General features: G+C 52.5%; 27 protein-coding genes. 7 read left to right on the forward strand and 20 right to left on the reverse strand.

All coding sequences use genetic code 11. The features are described 5' to 3' along the window. Positions 1-33: 33 nt before the first annotated feature. Complete coding sequence (locus AACS80_RS19150; RefSeq protein WP_021560470.1) at positions 34-378, reverse strand: nitrous oxide-stimulated promoter family protein; 345 nt, start codon at positions 376-378, stop codon at positions 34-36. Between the two features lie 286 nt (positions 379-664). Between AACS80_RS19150 and mutS the strand changes: the two genes are divergently transcribed. Both mutS and pphB read left to right on the forward strand, forming a co-directional pair. Next, a complete protein-coding gene (gene mutS, locus AACS80_RS19155) occupies positions 665-3,226 on the forward strand; it encodes a DNA mismatch repair protein MutS (RefSeq protein WP_135409696.1) in 2,562 nt (853 codons plus the stop codon). 105 nt (positions 3,227-3,331) lie between these two features. Continuing rightward, a complete protein-coding gene (pphB, locus tag AACS80_RS19160; protein ID WP_135409697.1) occupies positions 3,332-3,988 on the forward strand; it encodes a protein-serine/threonine phosphatase in 657 nt (218 codons plus the stop codon). A gap of 40 nt (positions 3,989-4,028) precedes the next feature. Here the strand turns inward: pphB and AACS80_RS19165 are convergent, their stop codons facing one another. Genes AACS80_RS19165 through AACS80_RS19175 form a run of 3 tightly spaced genes read right to left on the reverse strand, consistent with a single transcriptional unit; the run spans position 4,029 to position 6,296 of the window. After that, on the reverse strand, positions 4,029-4,265 hold the full coding sequence (locus AACS80_RS19165; RefSeq protein ID WP_130207652.1) for a non-oxidative hydroxyarylic acid decarboxylases subunit D: 237 nt from the start codon (positions 4,263-4,265) through the stop codon (positions 4,029-4,031). Positions 4,266-4,275: 10 nt separating this feature from the next. Next, positions 4,276-5,703, reverse strand: a complete 1,428-nt coding sequence (locus AACS80_RS19170; protein ID WP_135409698.1) for a non-oxidative hydroxyarylic acid decarboxylases subunit C — start codon at positions 5,701-5,703, stop codon at positions 4,276-4,278. Beyond that, the gene (locus AACS80_RS19175) at positions 5,703-6,296 is read right to left on the reverse strand and encodes a non-oxidative hydroxyarylic acid decarboxylases subunit B (RefSeq protein WP_130221533.1); all 594 of its coding nucleotides are present in this window, start codon (positions 6,294-6,296) and stop codon (positions 5,703-5,705) included. Before AACS80_RS19175 ends, AACS80_RS19170 begins: the two co-directional genes overlap by 1 nt. 146 nt (positions 6,297-6,442) lie before the next feature. On the opposite strand from AACS80_RS19175, the gene AACS80_RS19180 reads away from it, so the two are divergent. Continuing rightward, positions 6,443-6,850 carry a MarR family winged helix-turn-helix transcriptional regulator gene (locus tag AACS80_RS19180; RefSeq protein WP_135409699.1) on the forward strand — a complete coding sequence of 136 codons (408 nt, stop codon included), beginning with the start codon at positions 6,443-6,445 and terminating at the stop codon, positions 6,848-6,850. A 99-nt stretch (positions 6,851-6,949) separates the two neighbouring features. Here AACS80_RS19180 and rpoS read toward each other — a convergent pair whose 3' ends face one another. From rpoS to cysD, 12 genes are all read right to left on the reverse strand, one after another. Then, positions 6,950-7,942, reverse strand: a complete 993-nt coding sequence (rpoS, locus tag AACS80_RS19185; protein WP_135409700.1) for an RNA polymerase sigma factor RpoS — start codon at positions 7,940-7,942, stop codon at positions 6,950-6,952. Positions 7,943-8,004: 62 nt separating this feature from the next. After that, complete coding sequence (nlpD, locus tag AACS80_RS19190; RefSeq protein WP_240727085.1) at positions 8,005-9,093, reverse strand: murein hydrolase activator NlpD; 1,089 nt, start codon at positions 9,091-9,093, stop codon at positions 8,005-8,007. A 193-nt stretch (positions 9,094-9,286) separates the two neighbouring features. Further along, complete coding sequence (gene pcm, locus AACS80_RS19195) at positions 9,287-9,913, reverse strand: protein-L-isoaspartate O-methyltransferase (RefSeq protein ID WP_000254703.1); 627 nt, start codon at positions 9,911-9,913, stop codon at positions 9,287-9,289. Then, positions 9,907-10,668, reverse strand: coding sequence for a 5'/3'-nucleotidase SurE (surE, locus tag AACS80_RS19200; RefSeq protein WP_001516955.1), 762 nt, complete (start codon positions 10,666-10,668; stop codon positions 9,907-9,909). The genes pcm and surE overlap by 7 nt, the downstream gene beginning before the upstream one ends. Further along, positions 10,649-11,698 carry a tRNA pseudouridine(13) synthase TruD gene (gene truD / locus AACS80_RS19205; RefSeq protein WP_135409702.1) on the reverse strand — a complete coding sequence of 350 codons (1,050 nt, stop codon included), beginning with the start codon at positions 11,696-11,698 and terminating at the stop codon, positions 10,649-10,651. The genes surE and truD overlap by 20 nt, the downstream gene beginning before the upstream one ends. Then, positions 11,695-12,174: a 2-C-methyl-D-erythritol 2,4-cyclodiphosphate synthase gene (ispF, locus tag AACS80_RS19210; protein ID WP_001219242.1), complete on the reverse strand. Its 480-nt coding sequence runs from the start codon at positions 12,172-12,174 to the stop codon at positions 11,695-11,697. The genes truD and ispF overlap by 4 nt, the downstream gene beginning before the upstream one ends. Further along, positions 12,174-12,884, reverse strand: coding sequence for a 2-C-methyl-D-erythritol 4-phosphate cytidylyltransferase (gene ispD, locus AACS80_RS19215; protein ID WP_130207661.1), 711 nt, complete (start codon positions 12,882-12,884; stop codon positions 12,174-12,176). Before ispD ends, ispF begins: the two co-directional genes overlap by 1 nt. Positions 12,885-12,902: 18 nt before the next feature. Further along, a complete protein-coding gene (ftsB, locus tag AACS80_RS19220; RefSeq protein WP_000517476.1) occupies positions 12,903-13,214 on the reverse strand; it encodes a cell division protein FtsB in 312 nt (103 codons plus the stop codon). Between the two features lie 193 nt (positions 13,215-13,407). Continuing rightward, complete coding sequence (locus AACS80_RS19225) at positions 13,408-13,731, reverse strand: DUF3561 family protein (protein ID WP_064528120.1); 324 nt, start codon at positions 13,729-13,731, stop codon at positions 13,408-13,410. 49 nt (positions 13,732-13,780) lie between these two features. Then, positions 13,781-14,386 (reverse strand): adenylyl-sulfate kinase, encoded by a 606-nt coding sequence (cysC, locus tag AACS80_RS19230; RefSeq protein ID WP_135409709.1) that lies wholly within the window; start codon positions 14,384-14,386, stop codon positions 13,781-13,783. Continuing rightward, a complete protein-coding gene (cysN, locus tag AACS80_RS19235) occupies positions 14,386-15,813 on the reverse strand; it encodes a sulfate adenylyltransferase subunit CysN (RefSeq protein WP_135409703.1) in 1,428 nt (475 codons plus the stop codon). Before cysN ends, cysC begins: the two co-directional genes overlap by 1 nt. A 1-nt stretch (position 15,814) precedes the next feature. Next, entirely contained in the window at positions 15,815-16,723 is a 909-nt protein-coding gene (gene cysD, locus AACS80_RS19240) for a sulfate adenylyltransferase subunit CysD (RefSeq protein WP_000372392.1), read from the reverse strand. Between the two features lie 250 nt (positions 16,724-16,973). Between cysD and iap the strand changes: the two genes are divergently transcribed. Beyond that, positions 16,974-18,011 carry an alkaline phosphatase isozyme conversion aminopeptidase gene (iap, locus tag AACS80_RS19245; protein WP_131162384.1) on the forward strand — a complete coding sequence of 346 codons (1,038 nt, stop codon included), beginning with the start codon at positions 16,974-16,976 and terminating at the stop codon, positions 18,009-18,011. A 126-nt stretch (positions 18,012-18,137) separates the two neighbouring features. Here the strand turns inward: iap and AACS80_RS19250 are convergent, their stop codons facing one another. The 4 genes from AACS80_RS19250 to cysJ all read right to left on the reverse strand — a co-directional run bounded on the left by AACS80_RS19250 (position 18,138) and on the right by cysJ (position 23,075). Continuing rightward, on the reverse strand, positions 18,138-18,290 hold the full coding sequence (locus AACS80_RS19250) for a Hok/Gef family protein (RefSeq protein ID WP_130214493.1): 153 nt from the start codon (positions 18,288-18,290) through the stop codon (positions 18,138-18,140). 263 nt (positions 18,291-18,553) lie between these two features. Next, the gene (gene cysH / locus AACS80_RS19255) at positions 18,554-19,288 is read right to left on the reverse strand and encodes a phosphoadenosine phosphosulfate reductase (RefSeq protein WP_135409704.1); all 735 of its coding nucleotides are present in this window, start codon (positions 19,286-19,288) and stop codon (positions 18,554-18,556) included. Between the two features lie 275 nt (positions 19,289-19,563). Next, the gene (cysI, locus tag AACS80_RS19260; protein WP_138183928.1) at positions 19,564-21,276 is read right to left on the reverse strand and encodes an assimilatory sulfite reductase (NADPH) hemoprotein subunit; all 1,713 of its coding nucleotides are present in this window, start codon (positions 21,274-21,276) and stop codon (positions 19,564-19,566) included. After that, positions 21,276-23,075 (reverse strand): NADPH-dependent assimilatory sulfite reductase flavoprotein subunit, encoded by a 1,800-nt coding sequence (gene cysJ / locus AACS80_RS19265; protein WP_138183929.1) that lies wholly within the window; start codon positions 23,073-23,075, stop codon positions 21,276-21,278. Before cysJ ends, cysI begins: the two co-directional genes overlap by 1 nt. Before the next feature lie 315 nt (positions 23,076-23,390). Between cysJ and queD the strand changes: the two genes are divergently transcribed. The 3 genes from queD (at position 23,391) to AACS80_RS19280 (ending at position 25,356) form a co-directional block, all read left to right on the forward strand. Further along, positions 23,391-23,756, forward strand: a complete 366-nt coding sequence (gene queD, locus AACS80_RS19270; protein ID WP_016159619.1) for a 6-carboxytetrahydropterin synthase QueD — start codon at positions 23,391-23,393, stop codon at positions 23,754-23,756. Positions 23,757-23,833: 77 nt separating this feature from the next. Beyond that, positions 23,834-25,105 carry an FAD-dependent oxidoreductase gene (locus tag AACS80_RS19275; RefSeq protein WP_135410322.1) on the forward strand — a complete coding sequence of 424 codons (1,272 nt, stop codon included), beginning with the start codon at positions 23,834-23,836 and terminating at the stop codon, positions 25,103-25,105. Continuing rightward, the gene (locus AACS80_RS19280; protein ID WP_130207668.1) at positions 25,096-25,356 is read left to right on the forward strand and encodes a ferredoxin family protein; all 261 of its coding nucleotides are present in this window, start codon (positions 25,096-25,098) and stop codon (positions 25,354-25,356) included. The genes AACS80_RS19275 and AACS80_RS19280 overlap by 10 nt, the downstream gene beginning before the upstream one ends. The last annotated feature ends 5 nt before the right edge of the window (positions 25,357-25,361 follow it).

Here is a 25,361-nt window from a genome sequence, read left to right on the forward strand (position 1 = left end):
ATTTGCCGGAGAGAATAAATTCCTCCGGCAAATTTATTTCTTCCGGCGATATTTTTCCGGCAGTTCTGGTACTGGACGTTTATCATCAATCAGATGACGCACGGTTAAGATCGGATGACGCCACAGCATTCTCGGCCCCGCCCACCGCATAATCTGCTTCATCTCCTCACGCTTCGCTGGCTGATAACAGTGCACCGGACACTGCTTACACGCCGGTTTCTCTTCGCCAAACACACATTTATCCAGCCGCTTTTGCGCATAAGCAAACAACGCCTCGTAATGCTCCGGCTCCGCTGACGCCTGCGGGCATTTCGCTTGATAAAGATCGATCATTTTTTTAATCGTCAGTTTTTCACGAGAGATACGCTTGCCGGACATGCTGCCTCCATACTCTTAAGGTGCATTTATATTACAACTTAATTCTAAAGGGGACTATGGCTCTGAAGGAGGAGGTTTCTTCAACCGATGTAATTTTGCGATCTTGTTTCATAGTCATCACGCAAAAGCTGCAAAGCAGCATTTTTCGCGGAACCGGCATCAAGAACTGACCTTTCGCGTCTTCCCCTGAAATGATTAACTCCGGTATCATGTGCGCCTTATGTGATTACAACGAAAATAAAAACCATCACACTACATTTAACATCAGGGAACCGGATCTAATTCCATGAGTGTAATAGAAAATTTCGACGCCCATACGCCTATGATGCAGCAGTATCTCAAGCTGAAAGCCCAGCATCCTGAGATCCTGCTGTTCTACCGGATGGGTGACTTTTACGAGCTATTTTATGACGACGCAAAACGGGCGTCGCAGCTGCTGGATATTTCGCTGACCAAACGCGGCGCGTCTGCGGGCGAGCCGATCCCGATGGCGGGTATCCCCTACCATGCAGTGGAAAACTATCTCGCCAAACTGGTGAATCAGGGCGAGTCCGTCGCTATATGCGAACAGATTGGCGATCCTGCAACCAGCAAAGGGCCGGTTGAGCGCAAGGTTGTCCGTATCGTCACGCCGGGGACTATCAGTGATGAAGCCCTGTTGCAAGAGCGCCAGGATAACCTGCTGGCGGCTATCTGGCAGGACAGCAAAGGTTTTGGCTATGCGACGCTGGATATCAGCTCCGGGCGTTTTCGTCTGAGCGAACCGGCTGACCGCGAAACGATGGCGGCAGAGCTGCAACGCACCAATCCGGCAGAGCTGCTGTATGCAGAAGATTTCGCCGAGATGTCGCTGATTGAAGGTCGTCGCGGCCTGCGTCGTCGCCCGCTGTGGGAGTTTGAAATCGACACCGCGCGCCAGCAGTTGAACCTGCAATTTGGCACTCGTGATCTGATTGGTTTCGGCGTCGAGAACGCGCCTCGCGGGCTTTGTGCTGCCGGTTGTCTGTTACAGTATGCGAAAGATACCCAACGCACCACCCTGCCGCATATCCGTTCTATCACTATGGAACGTGAGCAGGACAGCATCATTATGGATGCTGCGACACGTCGTAACCTGGAAATCACCCAGAATCTGGCGGGCGGCGCGGAAAATACATTGGCTTCCGTGCTCGATTGCACCGTCACGCCGATGGGTAGCCGTATGCTGAAGCGCTGGCTGCATATGCCAGTGCGCGACACCCGTGTGTTACTTGAGCGCCAGCAAACTATTGGCGCATTGCAGGATTTCACCGCTGAGTTACAGCCGGTACTGCGTCAGGTGGGCGACCTGGAACGTATTCTGGCGCGTCTGGCGTTGCGTACTGCTCGCCCGCGCGATCTGGCTCGTATGCGCCACGCCTTCCAGCAACTGCCGGAACTGCGCGCGCAGTTAGAAACTGTCGATAGTGCACCGGTACAGGCGCTACGTGAGAAGATGGGCGAGTTTGCCGAGCTGCGCGATCTGCTGGAGCGCGCAATCATCGACACGCCGCCGGTCTTGGTACGCGACGGTGGTGTTATCGCACCAGGCTATAACGAAGAACTGGATGAGTGGCGGGCGCTGGCTGACGGCGCGACCGATTATCTGGAGCGTCTGGAAATCCGCGAGCGTGAACGTACCGGCCTGGACACGCTGAAAGTCGGCTTTAACGCGGTTCATGGTTATTACATTCAGATCAGCCGTGGGCAAAGCCATCTGGCGCCAATCAACTATATGCGCCGCCAGACGCTGAAAAACGCTGAACGTTACATTATTCCAGAGCTGAAAGAGTACGAAGACAAAGTCCTCACTTCAAAAGGCAAAGCACTAGCACTGGAAAAACAGCTTTATGAAGAGTTGTTCGACCTGCTGTTGCCGCATCTGGAAGCGCTGCAACAGAGCGCGAGCGCGCTGGCAGAACTCGACGTGTTGGTGAACCTGGCAGAACGGGCCTATACCCTGAACTACACCTGCCCGACCTTTATTGATAAACCTGGCATTCGCATTACCGAAGGCCGCCATCCGGTGGTTGAACAGGTGCTGAACGAGCCGTTTATCGCTAACCCGCTGAACCTGTCGCCACAGCGTCGCATGTTAATCATTACTGGCCCGAATATGGGCGGTAAAAGTACCTATATGCGCCAGACCGCACTGATTGCGCTGATGGCCTATATCGGCAGCTATGTACCGGCACAAAAAGTCGAGATTGGCCCGATTGACCGTATCTTTACCCGTGTGGGCGCGGCGGACGATTTGGCATCCGGGCGTTCAACCTTTATGGTGGAGATGACCGAAACCGCTAATATTCTGCATAACGCCACCGAGTACAGTCTGGTGTTGATGGATGAGATTGGACGCGGGACGTCCACTTACGATGGTCTGTCACTGGCATGGGCGTGCGCGGAAAATCTGGCGAATAAGATTAAGGCATTGACGCTGTTTGCCACTCACTACTTCGAGCTGACTCAACTACCGGAGAAAATGGAAGGCGTCGCTAACGTGCACCTCGATGCGCTGGAGCACGGCGACACCATCGCCTTTATGCACAGCGTGCAGGACGGCGCGGCGAGCAAAAGCTACGGCCTGGCGGTTGCTGCGCTAGCAGGCGTGCCGAAAGAGGTGATCAAACGCGCGCGGCAAAAACTGCGCGAGCTGGAAAGCATTTCGCCGAATGTAGCCGCTACGCAGGTGGATGGTACACAAATGTCTTTGCTATCAGTACCAGAAGAAACTTCGCCTGCGGTCGAAGCTCTGGAAAATCTTGATCCAGATTCACTCACCCCGCGTCAGGCGTTAGAGTGGATTTATCGGTTGAAAAGTTTGGTGTAAAAATAATTCCCGATAGTAAAAGACTATCGGGAATATTAACAACAACTAAAGAATCAAATAAACATACCCTGTATAATAGTAGTTCTTATTTTACAGGGTATAACCATGCCATCTACACGCTATCAAAAAATCGACACTCATAATTATCACCATATCTGGGCCGTTGGTGATATTCATGGTGACTATCCATTATTACAATCCCGCTTACATCAACTCTCTTTTTGCCCTGAAACAGACTTACTTATTTCTGTCGGCGATAACATCGATCGTGGGCCGGAGAGTCTTAATGTGCTGCGCCTGTTAAACCAGCCCTGGTTTAACACCGTAAAAGGCAACCACGAAGCGATGGCGCTTGAGGCATTCGAGACTGGCGATGGCAATATGTGGCTTGCCAGCGGTGGCAACTGGTTTTTCGATTTAAATGATACGGAACAGCAGGAGGCAATAGATCTGTTGCTGAAATTCCATCATCTCCCGCACATTATTGAAATCACTAACGACATCATAAAATATGTCATCGCACATGCTGATTATCCGGGTAATGAATATCAGTTCGGAAAAGAAATAGCGGAAAGCGAATTACTCTGGCCTGTTGATCGTGTGCAGAAATCGCTTAATGGCGAGTTAGAAGAAATAAACGGCGCTGACTATTTTATATTTGGACATATGATGTTTGATAACATTCAGACGTTCGCTAACCAGATTTACATTGATACCGGATCGCCGAAAAGCGGACGCCTGTCGTTTTATAAAATTAAATAACGTAGCCGGGTAAAGTAAATCCTCTACCCGGCATTTTTTATTAACGCTTATCTGTCGCCAGCAGCGGCGGAATGCTCGGCACCATCGGCGCGTCATCAATATCTTTTTGCGTCATACGGAACGCCTCCGGATAATGTTCACGGCTGGTGCGGCGTAGCGGTTCGGTATCGCGCCAGGTATAAAGGCAATGCTGGCACTGGTAGACCGTCCAGACATCTTTCACCGGCGATTTCGCCATCACTTCAATCTGTTCATCGGCACAACGTGGACAAATCATCTTGTTCTCCTTATTTACGTGCGGCCAGCATAGCGGTCAGTTTTTCAGCCCAGGCTTTAGTTTCCGGTAAATCCACCACCGGCTGGCTGTAGTGACCACGGTTGTCCGGGGCGACAGGCGTGGTGGCGTCGATAATCAGCTTGTCGGTGATCCCCGCCGGACTTGAGCCTGGGTCGAGTTCCAGCACTGACATATTTGGCAACTGCACCAGGTCGCCCGCCGGGTTCACTTTCGACGAGAGCGCCCACATCACCTGCGGCAGGTTGAACGGATCAACGTCTTCATCGACCATAATCACCATCTTCACATAGCCCAGACCGTGCGGCGTGGTCATCGCACGCAGGCCCACCGCGCGGGCAAAGCCGCCGTAGCGTTTTTTGGTGGAGATTATCGCCAGCAGGCCGTGGGTGTACATGGCGTTCACCGCCTGCACTTCCGGGAACTCGGCTTTCAGTTGCTGATACAGCGGCACACAGGTGGCTGGCCCCATCAGGTAGTCGATTTCAGTCCACGGCATACCGAGATAGAGCGATTCGAAAATCGGTTTCGTGCGGTAAGAGACTTTATCAATGCGCACCACGGTCATGTTGCGCCCGCCGGAGTAGTGGCCGGTAAACTCACCGAACGGCCCTTCAATCTCGCGTTTGCGGCTTTCGATAACCCCTTCGAGGATTACTTCCGAGCCCCACGGCACATCAAAACCGGTCAGCGGGGCGGTAGCGATCGGGTATGGGCTTTCGCGCAGTGCGCCCGCCATTTCGTACTCAGACTGATCGTATTTCAGCGGTGTAGCGCCCATCAGCGTGATGATCGGATCGTTACCAAGGGTGATGGCTATCGGCAAATCTTCTCCACGCTCTTCCGCTTTATGCAGATGCAGGGCGATATCGTGCATTGGCACCGGTTGCAGGCCGAGCTTACGCTTGCCCTTCACTTCCATACGGTAGATGCCGACATTCTGCTTGCCGAAGTTATCCGGGTCGAGCGGATCGCGGGAAACCACGCAGGCTTTATCGAGATAGAAACCGCCATCGCCATCGTTCAGGCGAAACAGCGGCAGAATATCGAACAGGTTAATCTCTTCGCCATCGACAGTGTTCTGCGCCCAGGCTGGATTGGCGCGGCGCTCCGGGGCAATCGGGAAGTTATCCCAGCGGCGGATAAACTCATCAATCTGTTTTTTAACCGGCGTGTTCGGCGGCAGGCCGAGGGAAATCGCGTGGTTCTGCCAGGACCCAATGGTGTTCATCGCCACGCGGGCATCGGTAAAGCCGCGAATATTATCAAACCACAGCGCGGGTGCGCCGTCGCCGATACGCCCGGTGGCGTTGGCAGCAGCGGCCAGATCTGGCTCGGCGTTAACCTCTTCACTGATTTTCAGCAATTGCCCCTGGTCGTCAAGTACCTGTAAAAAGCTGCGTAAATCATCAAAAGCCATTATTCATTCTCCAGAGAAAAACTCCCGGACTGCGGCAATCCTTGCCAGCGCCTGGCTTGAGGATGTTCGAGGCCAAACTGATCCATCACGCGGGCAACCACGTGGTGGACAATGTCATCTACCGTTTCGGGATGGTTATAGAAGGCAGGCATGGGCGGTATCATCGCCACGCCCATACGGGAAAGCGCGAGCATATTTTCAAGGTGGATAGTACTGAGCGGCATTTCACGCGGCACCAGCACCAGCTTGCGCCCTTCTTTGAGAACAACATCAGCTGCGCGCCCCACCAGCCCATCGGCATAGCCAGCACGAATACCAGCCAGCGTCTTCATGCTGCACGGAATAACGATCATGCCATCGGTACGAAAGGAACCTGAGGAGATAGTCGCCGCCTGATCCGCCGGGTTATGGCAATAGTCTGCCAGGGCCGCGACATCGTGGACGCTGTAGGGCGTTTCCAGTTCAATGGTGGTTTTCGCCCACTTCGACATCACAAGATGTGTTTCAACACCGGGCATCTTCTTTAGTGCTTGCAGTAATGCCACACCAAGAGGCGCACCTGTAGCCCCAGTCATCCCGACGATCAGTCTCATTTTTTATTCCCTTAATTGTTCGTACACGAACGTTATTATTAACATACCCTTCTATTCACGTAGCGGCAAGTGCGGAAAAGTAACAACATCTTCTTCGTCACTAAAAAACCGCTATGATAGCGACAGAAAGTTAGCCCGGAGTTTACATGGCGTTACGAAATAAAGCGTTCCATCAGTTACGACAGCTTTTTCAGCAACACACGTCTCGCTGGCAGCATGAGTTACCTGAACTGACCAAACCGCAGTATGCGGTGATGCGCGCTATTGCTGAACACCCCGGTATAGAGCAGGTTGCGCTGATAGAAGCAGCTGTCAGCACAAAGGCAACGCTGGCGGAAATGTTGGCAAGAATGGAAAATCGTGGCCTGGTCAGACGAGAGCATGACACCATCGATAAGCGGCGTCGCTTTGTCTGGCTGACTGCCGAAGGAGAAAAGGTACTTGCGGCAGCTATCCCCATTGGTGACGGCGTGGATGAAGAATTTTTGGGGCGTTTGAGTAGAGATGAGCAAGAGCTGTTTATGCAGCTGGTGCGAAAAATGATGAACACATAACGCTGTCGCATCTTATCCAGGCGACAAAACACACCAACTCCCTATACAAAAGAAAAAGGCCAGCCTCATATGAGACTGGCCTTTCTGACAGATGCTTGCTTAATCGCGGAACAGCGCTTCGATATTCAGCCCCTGAGTCTGCAAAATCTCACGCAGACGGCGCAGGCCTTCAACCTGAATCTGGCGAACACGTTCACGGGTGAGGCCAATTTCACGACCTACATCTTCCAGTGTTGCCGCTTCGTATCCCAGCAAACCGAATCGACGTGCCAGCACTTCACGCTGCTTGGCGTTCAGTTCGAACAGCCATTTGACGATGCTTTGTTTCATATCGTCATCTTGCGTGGTGTCTTCCGGACCGTTCTCTTTTTCATCGGCCAGGATATCCAGCAACGCTTTTTCGGAATCACCACCCAATGGGGTGTCTACCGAGGTAATGCGCTCGTTAAGACGAAGCATACGGCTGACGTCATCAACTGGCTTATCCAGTTGCTCTGCGATCTCTTCCGCACTCGGTTCGTGGTCCAGCTTATGGGACAACTCACGTGCGGTTCGCAGGTAAACGTTCAGCTCCTTTACGATGTGAATCGGCAAACGAATAGTACGGGTTTGGTTCATGATGGCCCGTTCGATCGTCTGGCGAATCCACCAGGTTGCGTAAGTTGAGAAGCGGAAACCACGTTCCGGGTCAAACTTCTCAACCGCGCGGATCAGCCCCAGGTTGCCCTCTTCGATAAGGTCCAGCAGCGCCAGACCACGATTGCCATAACGGCGGGCAATTTTTACCACCAGACGCAAGTTACTCTCGATCATCCGGCGGCGAGAGGCGACATCACCACGCAGTGCGCGACGCGCAAAATAAACTTCTTCTTCGGCCGTTAACAGTGGCGAATAACCAATCTCACCAAGATAAAGCTGAGTCGCATCCAGCACACGCTGTGTTGCGCCCTGCGATAACAGCTCCTCTTCGGCCAAATCGTTATCACTGGGTTCCTCTTCAACTAAGGCCTTTTCGTCAAAAACCTCAACTCCATTCTCATCAAATTCCGCGTCTTCATTTAAATCATGAACTTTCAGCGTATTCTGACTCATAAGGTGGCTCCTACCCGTGATCCCTTGACGGAACATTCAAGCAAAAGCCTGGTTCCGCCGATTTATCGCTGCGGCAAATAACGCAGCGGGTTTACGGATTTCCCCTTGTAACGAATTTCAAAATGCAAGCGTGTTGAACTGGTTCCGGTGCTACCCATGGTCGCTATTTTTTGCCCCGCCTTAACTTCTTGTTGTTCCCGGACCAGCATTGTGTCGTTATGGGCGTAGGCACTCAGGTAATCATCATTATGTTTGATGATAATCAGATTACCGTAGCCGCGCAGCGCATTACCGGCATAAACAACGCGGCCATCTGCGGTCGCGATAATTGCCTGTCCTTTGCTACCTGCGATATCAATCCCCTTGTTGCCTCCCTCAGAAGCGCCAAAGGTTTCAATCACTTTGCCCTCAGTCGGCCAGCGCCAGGTGGAGATCGGCGTACTGGTTGTTGTACTGCTGACAGTTGGCTCGGTTGTGCTTGCTGTTGGTACCGTTACAGGCGCTGTGACCGTGGTCGCAGTTGGCTTGTTGTTCGGCAACATTTTGTTAGCACTCTGTTCACCCGAAGATTCAGAATACGTAATTGTCGGTTGCGACGCAACAGCAACGGTGGAATTTTGTGCAGGCTTGATCACAACTCCTTGCTCTGCTGCGTCGGCCTGGGTAATGGCATTTCCGCCAGTGATTGGCGTACCGGAAGCATTCCCCACCTGTAAGGTCTGACCTACGTTCAGAGCGTAAGGCGCCTGAATATTGTTGCGTTGGGCAAGGTCACGGAAATCGTTGCCGGTAATCCAGGCGATATAGAAAAGCGTGTCGCCTTTTTTCACGGTGTAAGTACTGCCGTTATAACTGCCTTTCGGAATATTTCCGTACTGACGGTTATAGACAATGCGTCCGTTTTCCATTTGCACAGGTTGTTGGGCAACAGGCTGTACCGGTTGGATTTGCGGCTGTTGAGCCGATTGAATTTGTGGCTGTTGTACCGGCTGAATTTGCGGTTGCTGCGTTGTAGACGTCGTCCCCATCTTCGGTGGCGGCGTAATCAACATACCAGAATTGGTATTTGCAGGTGCATTGCCATTGACGGAGCTGACAGGTGCCGGTGGATTTGAAGTGTCAGAACAGCCAGCCAACCATAGCGAAACCAGTGACAAAGCCGCAATACGGCGAACGGTGAATTTTGGGCTTCCCGCGCTCATTTATCCCCCAGGAAAAAAATTGGTTAATAACCAGTGACATAATTACCGTGCAAGGCACTCTACTGAACACTGGAAAAGATGTTCACGATACGCTGACCTGCTGCAAAATAACCAGGAAAATTCCAGGTATTTTCCTCACGCGCTAAGCCAGCTCCCCCTTTACTAAGGGAACAAAGCGCACAGCCTCCACGGTGTCGATAATAAATTCGCCTCCCCGACGACGCACCCGCTTTAAATACTGGTGCTCTTCCCCTACGGGTAAGACGAGAATGCCGCCTTCGTCCAGTTGCGTCATTAACGCTGTCGGAATTTCGGGCGGTGCAGCCGTTACAATGATAGCGTCAAACGGCGCACGTGCTTGCCAACCTTGCCATCCATCGCCGTGACGGGTTGAAACATTGTGTAAATCAAGATTTTTCAGACGCCTGCGCGCCTGCCACTGCAACCCTTTAATCCGCTCGACCGAGCATACATGCTGGACAAGATGTGCCAGAATTGCTGTTTGATATCCTGAACCAGTGCCGATCTCCAGCACTCGCGACTGCGGCGTCAGTTCAAGTAATTCAGTCATTCGCGCCACCATATACGGCTGCGAAATTGTCTGCCCCTGACCTATCGGCAATGCGATATTGTCCCAGGCTTTTTGTTCAAACGCTTCATCGATGAATTTTTCACGCGGCACGGCAGCAAGTGCATTAAGCACCTGCTCATCCTGAATACCTTGCGCACGTAATTGATCCAGAAGTGCTTGTACGCGTCTGCTTACCATTGCGTGCCAACTCCCACGCTGTTTAACCAGTCTGAAACCACATCTTGCGCGTTGTGCGCGGTTAAATCTACATGCAGCGGCGTGATGGAGACGTAGCCTTCATCTACCGCAGCAAAATCGGTCCCCGGACCGGCATCACACTTACCGCCCGGCGGGCCAATCCAGTACAGCGTATTACCGCGCGGATCCTGCTGCGGAATCACTTGATCTGCCGGATGTCGTGTACCGCAGCGAGTCACGCGGATACCTTTAATCTGATCCAGCGGTAAATCAGGTACGTTGATATTGAGAATACGTCCGGTACGCAGCGGCTCTTTACACAGTGCACGCAAAATGGAACAGGTGACTGCTGCAGCAGTGTCGTAATGTTTATGCCCGTCAAGTGAAACGGCCAGTGCCGGAAAGCCTAAATGACGGCCTTCCATCGCGGCGGCTACCGTGCCGGAATAAATAACATCATCACCCAGATTCGGCCCGGCGTTAATACCCGAAACCACAATATCCGGGCGCGGACGCATCAGAGCATTCACGCCAAGATAGACACAATCGGTCGGGGTTCCCATTTGCACGGCGATATCACCATTTTCAAAGGTAAACGTGCGCAGGGAGGATTCCAGCGTCAGAGAATTTGAAGCGCCGCTGCGATTACGATCGGGGGCGACCACCTGAACGTCAGCAAACTCACGCAGAGCTTTCGCCAGCGTTTGTATACCGGGTGCATGTACCCCGTCATCATTACTCAGCAATATGCGCATAATCACCTGTTGTGTTGATAAGTTCCCTGACAACGCTGGTTGCAAAGCTTCCTGCCGGAAGCCAGAAACGGATTTCGACGGTGACGTCATCCCACCAGTTCCAGCTTAATTGTTGCGGATATAACAGCATCGCTCTGCGCGCCGCCTCAACTTTTTCGCGCAGCAGTAAGGCTTGTAATTCCGTTTCTTCGGCGACAGCTGCTTGTTCGAATGCCAGCGCCTCACGCTGGGTTCCCCATTCGCCGCTACCCGGCATTGCAGCGGTAATGAACAGCTCTTTATCGTTCACGCGACGCTGTAATTCCGCCAGTTCTTCATTCGTGGCAACAAACCAGCTGCCGCGCCCGGCTAATTGTAGCGCATCACCGTCAACAACCTGATTAACTTCTGCTTTTTTGAGACGCTCAGCAACAATCTGATTAAACAACGCACTACGAGCAGCCGACAACCAAAAACTACGCTTATTGCGATCGCGCACCGGAGTATTGGTTTGCGCCCAGCGCAACGCCCCCTGCAAGTTACTACCGCCAATACCAAAACGTTGCGCGCCAAAGTAATTCGGTACACCTTTCACGCAAATATCGATCAGTCGCTGTTCAACGTCATCACGATTGCTCACTTCTCGCAGCACCAGGGTAAAGGCATTGCCTTTCAGCGCCCCTAAACGCAGTTTACGTTTGTGGCGCGCATACTCCAGTACCTGGCAGCCTTCCAGTTGAAACGCGCTCAGATCAGGCATCTCTTTGCCCGGTACCCGAGCGCATAACCATTGTTCCGTAACGGCATGTTTGTCTTTCTGCCCGGCGAAACTGACTTCGCGAGCATGAATTTTCAGGAATTTCGCCAGTGCGTCGGCCACAAAACGGGTATTACAGCCGTTTTTGAGGATTCGCACCAGGATATGCTCACCTTCACCATCAGGCTCAAAGCCTAAATCTTCCACCACCACAAAGTCTTCCGGGTTGGCTTTCAGCAGCCCGGTTCCTTGCGGTTTGCCGTGGAGGTAAGTGAGATTATCAAATTCAATCATTTTGTTGCCTTAATGAGTAGCGCCACCGCTTCACAGGCAATCCCTTCCCCACGTCCGGTAAATCCGAGTTTTTCCGTAGTAGTGGCTTTCACGTTAACATCATCCATATGGCAGCCGAGATCTTCGGCAATAAACACGCGCATTTGTGGAATATGTGGCAGCATCTTCGGTGCCTGAGCGATGATAGTGACATCGACGTTGCCGAGGGTATAGCCCTTCGCCTGAATGCGTCGCCAGGCTTCGCGTAGCAGCTCGCGGCTGTCAGCGCCTTTAAATGCCGGATCGGTATCCGGGAATAGCTTGCCGATATCCCCCAGCGCCGCTGCACCAAGTAATGCATCGGTCAGCGCGTGCAGCGCCACGTCGCCATCAGAATGTGCCAGCAGCCCTTTTTCATAAGGGATGCGCACGCCACCAATGATAATTGGGCCTTCGCCGCCAAAGGCGTGAACATCAAAACCGTGTCCAATTCGCATTATGTATTCTCCTGATGGATGGTTCGGGTGAGATAAAATTCGGCAAGCGCCAAATCTTCCGGGCGCGTGACTTTAATGTTATCCGCTCGGCCCTCGACAAGCTGCGGATGAAAACCGCAGTATTCCAGCGCTGAGGCTTCGTCAGTAATGGTAGCGCCTTCATTTAAAGCGCGTGTCAGGCAGTCATGTAACAGCTCACGAGGGAAAAATTGCGGCGTAAGCGCGTGCCATAAGCCGTTGCGATCAACGGTGTGAGCAATGGCATTTTTGCCTGGCTCGGCGCGTTTCATCGTGTCGCGCACCGGCGCGGCGAGAATGCCCCCCGTACGGCTGGTTTCGCTCAACGCCAACAGGCGCGCGAGGTCATCCTGATGCAGACAAGGGCGAGCGGCGTCATGCACTAACACCCACTGCGCATCGCCAGCGGCATTCAGACCTGCCAGCACGGAATTAGCACGCTCTTCACCACCAGCAACAACGGTGATTTGCGGATGATTCGCCAGAGGAAGTTGAGCAAAGCGGTTATCGCCAGGGCTTATTGCAATGACGACACGCGTCACCCGGGGATGCGCCAGCAGCGCATGCACCGAGTGTTCAAGAATGGTTTTATTACCGATTGAGAGATATTGCTTAGGACATTCCGTTTGCATTCGGCGGCCAAATCCGGCCGCCGGAACCACGGCGCAAACATCCAAATGAGTGGTTGCCATGTTAATTCCTGGGCTGATTTATCGATTGTTTTGCCCCGCAGACTGCGCGCGCTTCGACGCGTCAGGCACCAGACGATAAAAAGTTTCGCCCGGCCTGGTCATGCTGAGTTCATTACGCGCACGCTCTTCGAGCGCCTCCTGGCCGCCATTGAGATCGTCAATTTCGGCAAAAAGCTGATCGTTTCGCGCTTTAAGTTTCGCGTTTGTAGCTTGCTGTGCCGCCACATCATCATTGACGCGGGTATAGTCATGTATACCGTTCTTACCGAACCACAGCGAATACTGTAGCCAGACCAGAATAGCCAGCAACAGCAGCGTTAGTTTACCCATCCTGCCCCCTGAAAAACGGCATCCTCATCCCATGCATCCGAAGACGACTCTACATCCTCTGTTGGGGATACCGCGACAACGCGGGCAAATGTACCACATTTGTCCACTGTTACGTATACCCAGGGCGCGCAGAACATAATCTCATTATTGGTTACGGTTTGAATTATGGACAGAATGAACAGGAAAGAACAGATTAGCCCAACAACCACATAAACAGTGCACCAAACATAATGCCAACGGTGATAAAAGTGAAAACAATACTGTAGCGTAATTTCCCGTCCATCAAGGAATGCAGCGCAATACCTACCACCACCGCAACAGGCATCAGCGCCAGAAAGAAAGGCCAGGTGTAGATAAAGAAAAACAGCGTGTTAGAGCCATAAATCAACATCGGAATCGCCAGTGCACACAGCCAGGACACAAAACCGACCACGGCCCCTGGTAGCGACCATGTGGTTTCTTCATCCTCGGTAAGGCTATCACTATTTGTTAGTGTAATGTTATGGCTATTACGCATATCAGATCCTGTTACTTTGACGAACCGGGCATGAAAACCCGGTGGTGTCTCAGGATCTGATAATATCGTTCTGTCTCAGTAGATCTAATAATTGCTGAACCAAATTTGTTACTAATTGTTCACCATTGAGATGAATTTCTGCCGATTCAGGCGCTTCGTAAACGGAATCTATTCCGGTAAAGTTACGCAGTTCACCAGCGCGTGCTTTTTTATATAAGCCTTTTGGATCGCGAGACTCACAAATCGCCAGCGGCGTATCGACAAACACTTCGATAAACCGCCCTTCTCCTACACGTTCGCGAACCATCTGCCGTTCGGCGCGGTGTGGTGAGATAAACGCCGTCAGCACCACCAATCCGGCTTCGACCATTAAATTCGCCACCTCACCGACCCGACGGATATTTTCTTTGCGATCGGCATCGCTAAAACCGAGATCGCTGCATAAACCGTGGCGGACATTGTCGCCATCCAGTAAATATGTACTGACGCCAAGTTTATGTAACGCCTCCTCCAGCGCCCCCGCGACCGTTGATTTACCGGAACCAGAGAGGCCGGTAAACCACAGTACAACACCACGATGGCCGTGGTGTTGTTCACGCTGTTGCGGAGTTACTGGGTGGCTATGCCAGACGACGTTTTCGTCATGCCGCGCCATCATTTTCCTCCCAGTAAATCGCGCACGCCCCAGTGCGGGAAGTGGCGGCGTACTAACGCATTCAGTTCCAGCTCGAATGCGCTAAATTCCGACGGCGCAACGGCGGCCTCGTTTTTCGGCTCATGCACCATACCGGCACCAACAGTCACGTTGCTCAGGCGATCGATAAAAATCAGCCCACCCGTCACCGGATTTTGTTGATAACGATCTAACACCAGCGGCTCGTCAAAGGTGAGATCCACGAGGCCTATCCCATTCAGCGGCAGGTTTTCAACTTCGCGTTGGGTAAGGTTATTAATATCAACCTGATAACGAATGCCATCAACACGAGCACGCGTCTTCTTACCGGCAATTTTGATGTCATAACTCTGGCCTGGGGAAAGCGGCTGTTCCGCCATCCATACCACATCAACTGACGCTCTCTGCACCGCCGATAACGCTTCATCTGCTGTCAGCAGCAGATCGCCACGGCTGATGTCGATCTCGTCCGTCAGCACCAGGGTGATCGCTTCTCCAGCAAAAGCTTCTTCGCGATCACCATCAAAAGTGACGATCCGCGCGATGCTTGACTCCACACCAGAGGGCAGCACTTTGACACGCTGCCCGACTTCCACACGACCGGATGCCAGCGTTCCGGCATAGCCACGAAAATCGAGATTCGGGCGGTTAACGTACTGAACCGGGAAGCGCATCGGCTGGGCATCAACCACTCGCTGAATCTCCACGGTTTCCAGCACTTCAAGTAATGTTGGGCCGCTGTACCACGGCATTCTTTCACTTTGCGAAGCTACATTGTCGCCTTCCAGCGCAGAGAGCGGCACAAAGCGAATATCCAGATTGCCCGGCAATTGTTCGGCAAAAGTCAGGTAGTCTTCACGAATGCGGGTGAATGTCTCTTCACTGTAATCCACCAGATCCATTTTGTTGATCGCTACAACCAGATGTTTGATCCCCAACAGCGTGGAGATAAAACTGTGACGACGGGTTTGATCGAGCACGCCTTTACGGGCGTCGATCAATAAGATCGCCAGCTCACACGTTGACGCGCCGGTCGCCATATTGCGGGTGTACTGCTCATGCCCAGGGGTATCGGCGATAATAAATTTACGCTTCTCGGTGGAGAAATAGCGATAAGCCACATCGATTGTGATGCCCTGTTCGCGTTCCGCTTGCAGGCCGTCCACCAGCAGCGCCAGATCCAGTTTTTCGCCCTGGGTGCCGTGACGTTTACTGTCGTTATGCAGCGATGAGAGCTGATCTTCGTAGATTTGGCGGGTATCGTGCAACAGGCGACCAATCAGGGTACTTTTGCCGTCATCGACGCTACCACAGGTCAGAAAACGCAGCAGGCTTTTATGTTGTTGCGCAATCATCCAGGCTTCGACGCCGCCTTCATTGGCGATTTGTTGTGCAAGTGCGGTGTTCATCTTAAAAATACCCCTGACGTTTTTTCAGCTCCATAGAGCCTGCCTGGTCGCGGTCAATCACGCGCCCCTGACGTTCACTGGTGGTGGAAACCAGCATCTCTTCGATGATCTCCGGCAGCGTTTGTGCATTCGACTCAACCGCACCGGTCAGCGGCCAGCAGCCCAGCGTGCGGAAGCGCACCATCCGTTTTTTAATCACTTCGCCCGGTTGCAGGTCGATACGGTTGTCATCAATCATCATCAACATACCGTCGCGTTCCAGAACCGGACGTTCAGCGGCGAGATACAGTGGAACAATGTCGATATTTTCCAGCCAGATGTATTGCCAGATATCCTGCTCGGTCCAGTTAGAGAGCGGGAAGACGCGGATGCTTTCGCCTTTGTTGATCTGCCCGTTATAGTTGTGCCACAACTCCGGACGCTGGTTTTTCGGATCCCAGCGATGAAATCGGTCACGGAAAGAGTAGATTCGTTCTTTGGCGCGGGACTTCTCTTCATCGCGACGTGCGCCACCGAAGGCGGCATCAAAACCGTATTTGTTCAGAGCCTGTTTCAAACCTTCGGTTTTCATAATGTCGGTATGTTTGGCGCTGCCGTGCACGAACGGGTTAATCCCCATCGCCACGCCTTCCGGGTTTTTATGTACCAGCAACTCGCAGCCGTAAGCTTTCGCCGTACGATCGCGGAACTCATACATCTCGCGGAATTTCCAGCCGGTATCGACATGCAGCAGTGGGAACGGCAGCGTACCAGGATAAAACGCCTTGCGCGCCAGATGCAGCATGACGCTGGAATCTTTGCCGATGGAGTAAAGCATCACCGGATTTGAGAATTCTGCCGCCACCTCGCGAATGATGTGGATGCTTTCCGCCTCCAGCTGTCGTAGGTGGGTAAGTCGTTTTTGATCCATAACCGTTCCTTTGCAATACCGCTATTTTCTTGCCATCAGATGTTTCGACTATAGGGAGCGCAGGAGAACGAATGAAATTACCAATTGGAATGAGTAGTTCCTTAACGGAATAACGCTTTGGCAAAGCAAATATCAAAAAGTGCTTAAGCTACCGAATTTCGGGCGTTTAGGAAGATTTGAAATTGTTTTAGCGCAGCGGCAGTTTCATACTATGGCGGTAAAAATTTTGCATGGTATTTAAGGACTCACTATGTTTTCCGCATTGCGCCACCGTACCGCTGCCCTGGCGCTCGGCGTATGCTTTATTCTCCCCGTTTACGCCTCATCACCTAAACCTGGTGATTTTGCCAATACACAGGCGCGACATATTGCCACTTTCTTTCCGGGACGAATGACCGGAACACCCGCAGAAATGTTATCTGCCGATTATATTCGGCAACAGTTTCAGCAAATGGGTTACCGCAGTGATATTCGAACATTTAATAGCCGATATATTTATACCGCACGCGATAACCGCAAAAACTGGCACAACGTGACGGGAAGTACGGTGATTGCCGCTCATGAAGGCAAAGCGCCGCAGCAGATCATCATTATGGCGCATCTGGATACCTATGCCCCGCAGAGCGACGCAGATGCAGATGCCAATCTCGGCGGGCTGACGTTACAAGGAATGGATGATAATGCCGCAGGTTTAGGTGTCATGCTGGAGCTGGCTGAACGCCTGAAAGATATTCCGACTGAGTATGGGATTCGTTTTATTGCCACCAGTGGTGAAGAGGAAGGGAAATTAGGTGCTGAGAATTTACTCAAGCGCATGAGTGATACCGAAAAGAAAAATACTTTATTGGTGATTAACCTCGATAATCTGATTGTTGGCGATAAGCTGTATTTCAACAGTGGCGTAAAAACACCTGAAGCAGTAAGGAAATTAACGCGCGACCGGGCGCTGGCAATTGCCCGCAGTCATGGAATTGCCGCCACCACAAATCCAGGTTTGAATAAAAACTATCCGAAAGGCACTGGGTGTTGTAATGACGCAGAAATATTCGACAAAGCGGGCATTGCTGTACTTTCGGTGGAAGCGACAAACTGGAATCTTGGGAATAAGGATGGTTATCAGCAACGAGCAAAAACAGCCGCATTCCCTGCGGGAAATAGCTGGCATGACGTAAGACTGGATAATCAACAGCATATAGATAAGGCACTTCCTGGAAGAATAGAACGCCGCTGCCGTGATGTTATGCGGATAATGTTACCGTTGGTGAAGGAGCTGGCGAAGGCGTCTTGATGGGGTTGAAATGATTACTCCCGTGCCTGCAGGAAATCAATGCCACCTGGAACAGAGAATAAAAAAGGGGTGCAGGAGGCCAAACTTTAACAATTCAATACGCGGGGTTTTACCCCCGCGTGGTGGCTACTTCTTCGATTCGTAAGCGAGAACAGCCTTAAACTCCATACCACGTTCTCTGATACTCAACTCACACAACGAGTCGCCTACCATCAGCGTGAATCCCAGTACTGTACAACACAGTACGATGATTGCCGCAAGGGCATATTTTGTCAGCATGTCTTGCCTCCCTGCAAAGAAGAGACTAACATTCGAATTGTTGGGTTCGAACGTAAGCCTCAGGTTGATAGAAATATCGCCTGGGGCTTTTGTCCATCTGGAACCTCGCGAATGCTTAACGCCAGACAGCCTCAAGCACCCAACGCCATTCTATACCTGTTGATTCTCCCTGCGACGTTCACGTTTAAATGCCGGAATGCGGCTCGCAAAATAAAAACGCCCCCATCATTTCTGACAGAGGCGTTTATTTTATCCGGCAATATTTACCCTTCGTGTAACCCACATTCTCTTTTTAAGCCAAAGAAACGCGTTTCTTCTTCCGCCATGCCGGGTTCCCATTTACTGGTTGTATGGGTATCTCCCACCGATAAATATCCTTCATCCCATAATGGGTGATATTTCAGGCCATGTTTTTGCAGGTACTGATAAATAGTTCGGTTATCCCAGTCGATAATCGGTAGCACTTTAAATACGCCACGCTGAATTGCCAGCACCGGTAAATTGGCGCGGCTGCCGGATTGTTCACGGCGCAGGCCAGCAAACCAGGTTTGCGCGTTAAGTTCTTTCAGCGCCCGGTTCATCGGTTCGACTTTGTTGATGTCATTGTATTTTTCAATGCCTTCAACGCCCTGCTCCCACAGTTTGCCGTAGCGTGCTTCCTGCCAGGCGGCGCTTTCGGTAGCACGGTACACTTTCAGGTTGAGCTTGAGTTTGTCCGTTAACTCGTCAATAAAGCGGTAAGTTTCCGGGAACAGATAACCGGTATCGGTGAGGATCACCGGAATGTCCGGGTGAATCTGATTCACCAGATGCAGGCTCACCGCCGCCTGAATGCCGAAGCTGGAAGAAAGCACATATTCACCGGGCAGATTATCCAGCGCCCATGCAACGCGGCCTTCAGCGTCCAGTTTTTCCAGTTCGGCGTTAGTTTGGGCCAGCGCCAGAATCCGGTCTACCTTTGGCAGTTCGTTCAGGGTGTTTAGATCGAGTTTGGACATAAGTTCCTCACTGTTTGCCTTGCCTGATGCGACGCTGACGCGTCTTATCAGGCCTACAAAACCGGGCTCAACCGTAGGTCGGATAAGGCGTTTACGCCGCATTCGGCAAAAGGTGCCAACTTGCCTTATGCGACGCTGTCGCGTCTTATCAGGCCTACAAAACCGGGCTCAACCGTAGGCCGGATAAGGCGTTTACGCCGCATCCGGCAAAAGGTACCAACTTGCCTGATGCGACGCTGGCGCGTCTTATCAGGCCTACAAGACCGGGCTGATGGTTAATCCCACAAATCGCGCGCCGGGTCGAGCACCGGGCGAATGATGCCCGCACGCACCGTAAAGTCGCCGAAGCCTTCACCCGCTTCACGCTCTTTCGCCCAGCGCCCTATCAGTTCATCAAGCGACGCCAGGATTTCCGGCTCGGTGATGTTTTCTTTATACATTCGTGGGATACGTGTCCCCATGCGGTTGCCGCCAAGATGCAGGTTGTAGCGACCCGGCGCTTTACCCACCAGACCCACTTCCGCCAGCATCGCGCGACCACAACCATTCGGGCAGCCTGTTACACGCATCACGATATGCTCATCGCTAATGCCATGTTCCGCCATTAAATTATCGATGTTATCGATAAACGACGGCAGGAAACGCTCCGCTTCCGCCATCGCCAGCGGGCAAGTCGGGAATGACACGCAAGCCATTGAGTTTTCACGCTGCGGCGTGACGGCATTCATCAACCCGCTCTCTTTGGCGATCTTCTCGATCTTCGCTTTCTCACTTTCCGGTACACCGGCGATGATCAGATTCTGGTTCGCCGTAATGCGGAAATCGCCTTTGTGGATCTTCGCGATCTCCAGCAAGCCGGTTTTCAGCGGACGCCCAGGATAATCAAGGATGCGACCATTTTCGATAAACAGCGTCAGATGCCAGTTATCATCAATGCCCTTAACCCAGCCAATACGATCACCGCGTCCGGTAAACTCATACGGACGGATCGGTTCAAATTTGATCCCCGCGCGACGCTCCACTTCCGCTTTAAACGTCTCAACACCCACGCGCTCCAGCGTGTATTTGGTTTTGGCATTTTTACGATCGGTTCGGTTACCCCAGTCACGCTGAGTTGTCACGACGGCTTCCGCCACCGCCAGCGTATGCTCCAGCGGCAGATAGCCAAACTCGCTCGCCGTGCGGGCGTAGGTTTTCTTGTTACCGTGCTCCATGGAAAGCCCACCGCCCACCAACAGGTTAAAGCCCACCAGCTTGCCGTTTTCAGCGATCGCCACGAAGTTCATGTCGTTGGCATGCAGATCGATATCGTTCTGCGGCGGGATCACTACCGTGGTTTTAAACTTACGCGGCAGGTAGGTCTGACCAAGGATCGGCTCTTCATCAGTAGTGGCGACTTTTTCCTGATCGAGCCAGATCTCCGCGTACGCGCGAGTACGCGGCAGCAGATGTTCAGAAATTTTCTTCGCCCATTCATACGCTTCCGCATGCAGCTGCGACTCGAACGGGTTCGAGGTGCACAGCACGTTACGGTTCATGTCGTTGGCGGTGGCTAACGCATCCAGACCAACCGAGTGCAGCATCTGGTGCGCAGGTTTGACGTTCTTTTTCAGAATACCGTGGAACTGAAACGTCTGACGGTTGGTCAGGCGGATGCTACCGTAAATGGTGTTTTCCACCGCAAATTTATCGATCGCCTGCCACTGTTTGGTGGTGATAACACCGCCAGGCAAACGGCAGCGCAGCATCATGGCGTGGCGCGGTTCCAGCTTCTGCTCAGCACGTTCAGCGCGGATGTCGCGGTCATCCTGCTGATACATGCCGTGGAAGCGGATCAGCAGGAAGTTATCGCCCTTAAACCCACCGGTCAGGCCGTCATTTAAATCTTCAGCAATCGTGCCGCGCAGATAGTTGCTTTCAAGCTTCATGCGCTCGGCGTCTGCCAGTTTACCTTCGACCACTAAAGGCCCTGGATGTTTTTCGCTCATTAGTAGACATCTCGCTGATAACGGCGCTCTACGCGCAGCTCACTTAAAAATTCATCCGCCGCTTCGGTGTCCATGCCACCAAATTCGGCAATCACTTCCAGAAGTGCCTGTTCAACGTCTTTCGCCATGCGATTAGCGTCGCCGCAGACATAAATGTGGGCACCGTCATTGATCCAGCGCCACAGCTCCGCGCCCTGTTCGCGCAGTTTGTCTTGTACGTAAATTTTTTCTTTTTGATCGCGCGACCAGGCAAGATCGATACGTGTCAGCACGCCCTCTTTGACGTAGCGCTGCCACTCCACCTGGTAGAGGAAATCTTCCGTAAAGTGCGGATTGCCGAAGAAAAGCCAGTTTTTACCCGGCGCTTCGTCGGCGGCACGTTGCTGCATAAAGGCGCGGAACGGCGCAATACCGGTACCTGGGCCAATCATAATCACCGGGGTTTCCGGGTTAGCGGGCAGGCGGAAGTTGTCGTTATGTTCGATAAAGACGCGGACTTCGCCCTCTTCTTCCACGCGGTCCGCGAGGAAACTAGAAGCACCACCGGCACGGGCGCGGCCTTCCACGTCGTAACGCACCACGCCAACGGTGACGTGTACTTCGTTCTCGACTTCCGCCTGCGAGGAGGCGATGGAATACAGGCGCGGGGTCAGCGGGCGCAGCAGATTAATCAGCGCTTCGGCATCCAGTTGTGCCGGAGAGAAACGCACCATGTCGACAATCGGCGTGGTCGCGGCGTAATGCTGCAACTTCGCTTTATCGCCCACCAGCGGCAGCAGCGTTTCGCTGCGCGTTAAGGTAGCGTAGTTCTCAACGATATTGGCGGTGTTGACGGTCAGTTCGAAGTGCCACTGTAGCGCCTCATTCAACGGCAGGGTTTTGCCCTCAACGGTGACAGGTTCATCGCCTTTCAGCCACAGCAGTTCGACAAGTTCTTTCACCAGTGCCGGATCGTTCTGATACCAGACGCCCAGCGCGTCACCCGGCTGATAACGCAGGCCAGAGTCGCCTAAGTCAATTTCGATATGACGAACGTCTTTTTCAGAGTTACGCCCGGTAATTTTCTGGTTAACCGAAAGGCTAGCCACCAGCGGCGCGTCTTTGCTGTACGGGCTGGTGTGGATTTCATTTACCGCGCCAGTAGCGACGGATTGTGAAGGTGCTGCGACGGGCGCGCGCGATTTAAGCACATCAACCACGCGGGCGCGCCACTCGCTGGCAGCGGCCTGGTATTCCACATCCGCATCAACGCGATCGAGCAGGCGTTCACCGCCCAGTTCCGCCAGCTTGCTGTCGAAATCTTTCCCGGACTGGCAGAAAAATTCATAAGAGCTATCGCCAAGGCTAAACACGGCAAACGCGGTGTTTTCCAGCTTCGGCGCTTTTTTGGAGAACAGAAACTTATGCAGCGTGACGGCTTCTTCCGGTGGTTCCCCTTCCCCTTGTGTTGACGTCACCACGATAAGCAGTTTTTCGCTGGCGATTTGTTTGAATTTATAGTCGCCCGCGTTCACCAGCTTAACGTTCAGTTTTACCGCTAATAAGTCATCGCGTAACGCTTCGGCGACCCGACGCGCATTGCCGGTTTGCGAAGCGGAGATAATAGTAATACCCGGCATTTCTGCGGCGGGCCCTGGCGTCGCTGCAAGCGTAGCAGGCTGCTGATTGAGCACGCCCCAGAAATAGCCAGAAACCCAGGCAAGCTGGGTGGGCGTTAAATCGGTCGTGGCCGCCTGGAGGCGTGCCAGTTGCTCCGGGTTCAGCGGAAGCAAAGCGGAAGGTGGGACCTGTGTCGTCATGCGTCGTTATGTTCCAGTAAGCAAAGCTGTTTATCGGCCCTGTCAGCGCCCATAAAACAGAAGAGAAGGTAAGGTTAACGGCGCGAAGGGGGTGGATTAAAGACGGGATAGCGATAACTAATAACCAAATCGACTAACCTGTTTTAGCAATAGTCTTTAACAACAAAATAGATTTATTAACTCAATGAAAAATAAATAAATATCGACCGCAATTAAGTTAAATCGGTCATTTTGCGCAACAAACCCGTTTTTAGTAATGCGAAAAAACAGGCTTTCCGGTACTCTACGGCGGTTTTATCGTCCTGTAGAGAAATTATGATGTCCACCACGTTATTTAAAGATTTCACCTTCGAAGCCGCTCACCGTCTGCCGCACGTCCCACAGGGACATAAGTGCGGGCGCTTACACGGGCATTCTTTTATGGTGCGCCTGGAAATCACAGGGGAAGTCGATCCGCATACGGGCTGGATTATCGATTTCGCTGAACTGAAAGCGGCGTTTAAACCAACCTACGATCGCCTCGACCACTATTACCTCAATGATATACCCGGTCTGGAAAACCCAACCAGCGAAGTTTTAGCAAAATGGATTTGGGATCAAGTTAAACCCGTTGTGCCGCTATTAAGTGCGGTGATGGTGAAAGAAACCTGCACTGCAGGCTGTATCTATCGCGGCGAATGATAAGAGTGTGTCGGCGGTCAATTTCCCTTAAGTAACGCTATGTTAGGGTGTTGCGCTCAGGATATCTGGAGCACACCATGGAAGATGACTGCGACATTATTATCATCGGTGCGGGTATAGCAGGCACCGCTTGTGCTTTACGTTGCGCGCGGGCAGGTTTGTCCGTTCTGTTACTGGAACGCGCTGAAATTCCCGGCAGTAAAAACCTTTCCGGCGGGCGTTTATATACCCATGCGCTCGCTGAACTCCTCCCGCAATTTCATCTGACCGCGCCCCTTGAGCGTCGCATCACCCACGAAAGCCTTTCTTTATTAACACCAGATGGCACCACAACATTTTCCAGCTTACTGCCCAACGGCGAGTCATGGAGCGTGTTACGCCCGCGATTCGATCCGTGGCTGGTTGCCGAAGCCGAAAAAGAAGGTGTCGAGTGTATCCCTGGTGCGACGGTAGATGCGCTGTATGAAGAAAACGGCAGAGTGTGTGGCGTTATCTGTGGTGACGATATTCTCCGCACCCGTTATGTCGTCCTGGCAGAAGGTGCCAATAGCCTCCTGGCGGAACGCCACGGATTAGTTACCCGCCCTGCTGGCGAATCAATGGCGTTAGGAATCAAAGAAGTGCTGGCGCTGGAAACATCCGCTATTGAAGAACGTTTTCATCTGGAGAATAACGAAGGCGCAGCGTTGCTGTTCAGCGGCGAAATCTGTGATGACTTGCCCGGCGGCGCATTTCTTTATACTAATCAACAAACGCTCTCGTTAGGGATTGTTTGCCCGCTCTCTTCCCTTACGCAAAGTCGTGTTCCGGCAAGCGAGCTGCTGGCCCGCTTTAAAACGCATCCAGCAGTGCGCCCGCTTATCAAAAACACGGAATCGCTGGAGTATGGCGCGCATCTGGTGCCAGAAGGTGGCCTGCACAGTATGCCGGTGCAATACGCCGGTAACGGCTGGCTACTGGTGGGCGATGCGTTACGCAGTTGCGTCAATACCGGAATTTCCGTACGCGGCATGGATATGGCGCTGACTGGCGCACAGGCGGCGGCACAAACGCTGATAAGCGCCTGCCAGCACCGCGAGCCGCAAAATCTGTTTCCGCTTTATCATCAAAACATAGAACGCAGTCAGCTGTGGGATGTTCTACAACGTTATCAGCATGTTCCGGCGCTTTTGCAACGCCCGGGATGGTACCGTGCGTGGCCTGCGTTAATGCAGGATATTTCCCGTGATTTATGGGATCAGGGGGATAAACCTGTTCCGCCGCTGCGCCAGTTACTCTGGCGTCATATACGTCGTCATGGCCTGTGGCATCTGGCGGGCGATGTTATCAGGAGTCTGCGATGTCTGTAGCCCGTAATCTCTGGCGCGTTGCTGATGCGCCGCACATTGTTCCGGCTGACTCCGTTGAGCGTCAGACGGCAGAACGATTGATTAACGCCTGTCCGGCAGGTCTTTTTTCGCTCACGCCGGAAGGGGACTTGCGTGTTGATTATCGCGGTTGCCTTGAGTGCGGAACCTGCCGTTTGCTGTGCGACGAAAAAACACTACAACAGTGGCGCTATCCGCCTTCCGGATTCGGCATCACCTACCGCTTTGGATAAATAAT

Source organism: Escherichia sp. E4385, from assembly GCF_963883145.1.
In the GTDB taxonomy this organism is placed as follows: Bacteria; Pseudomonadota; Gammaproteobacteria; order Enterobacterales; family Enterobacteriaceae; genus Escherichia.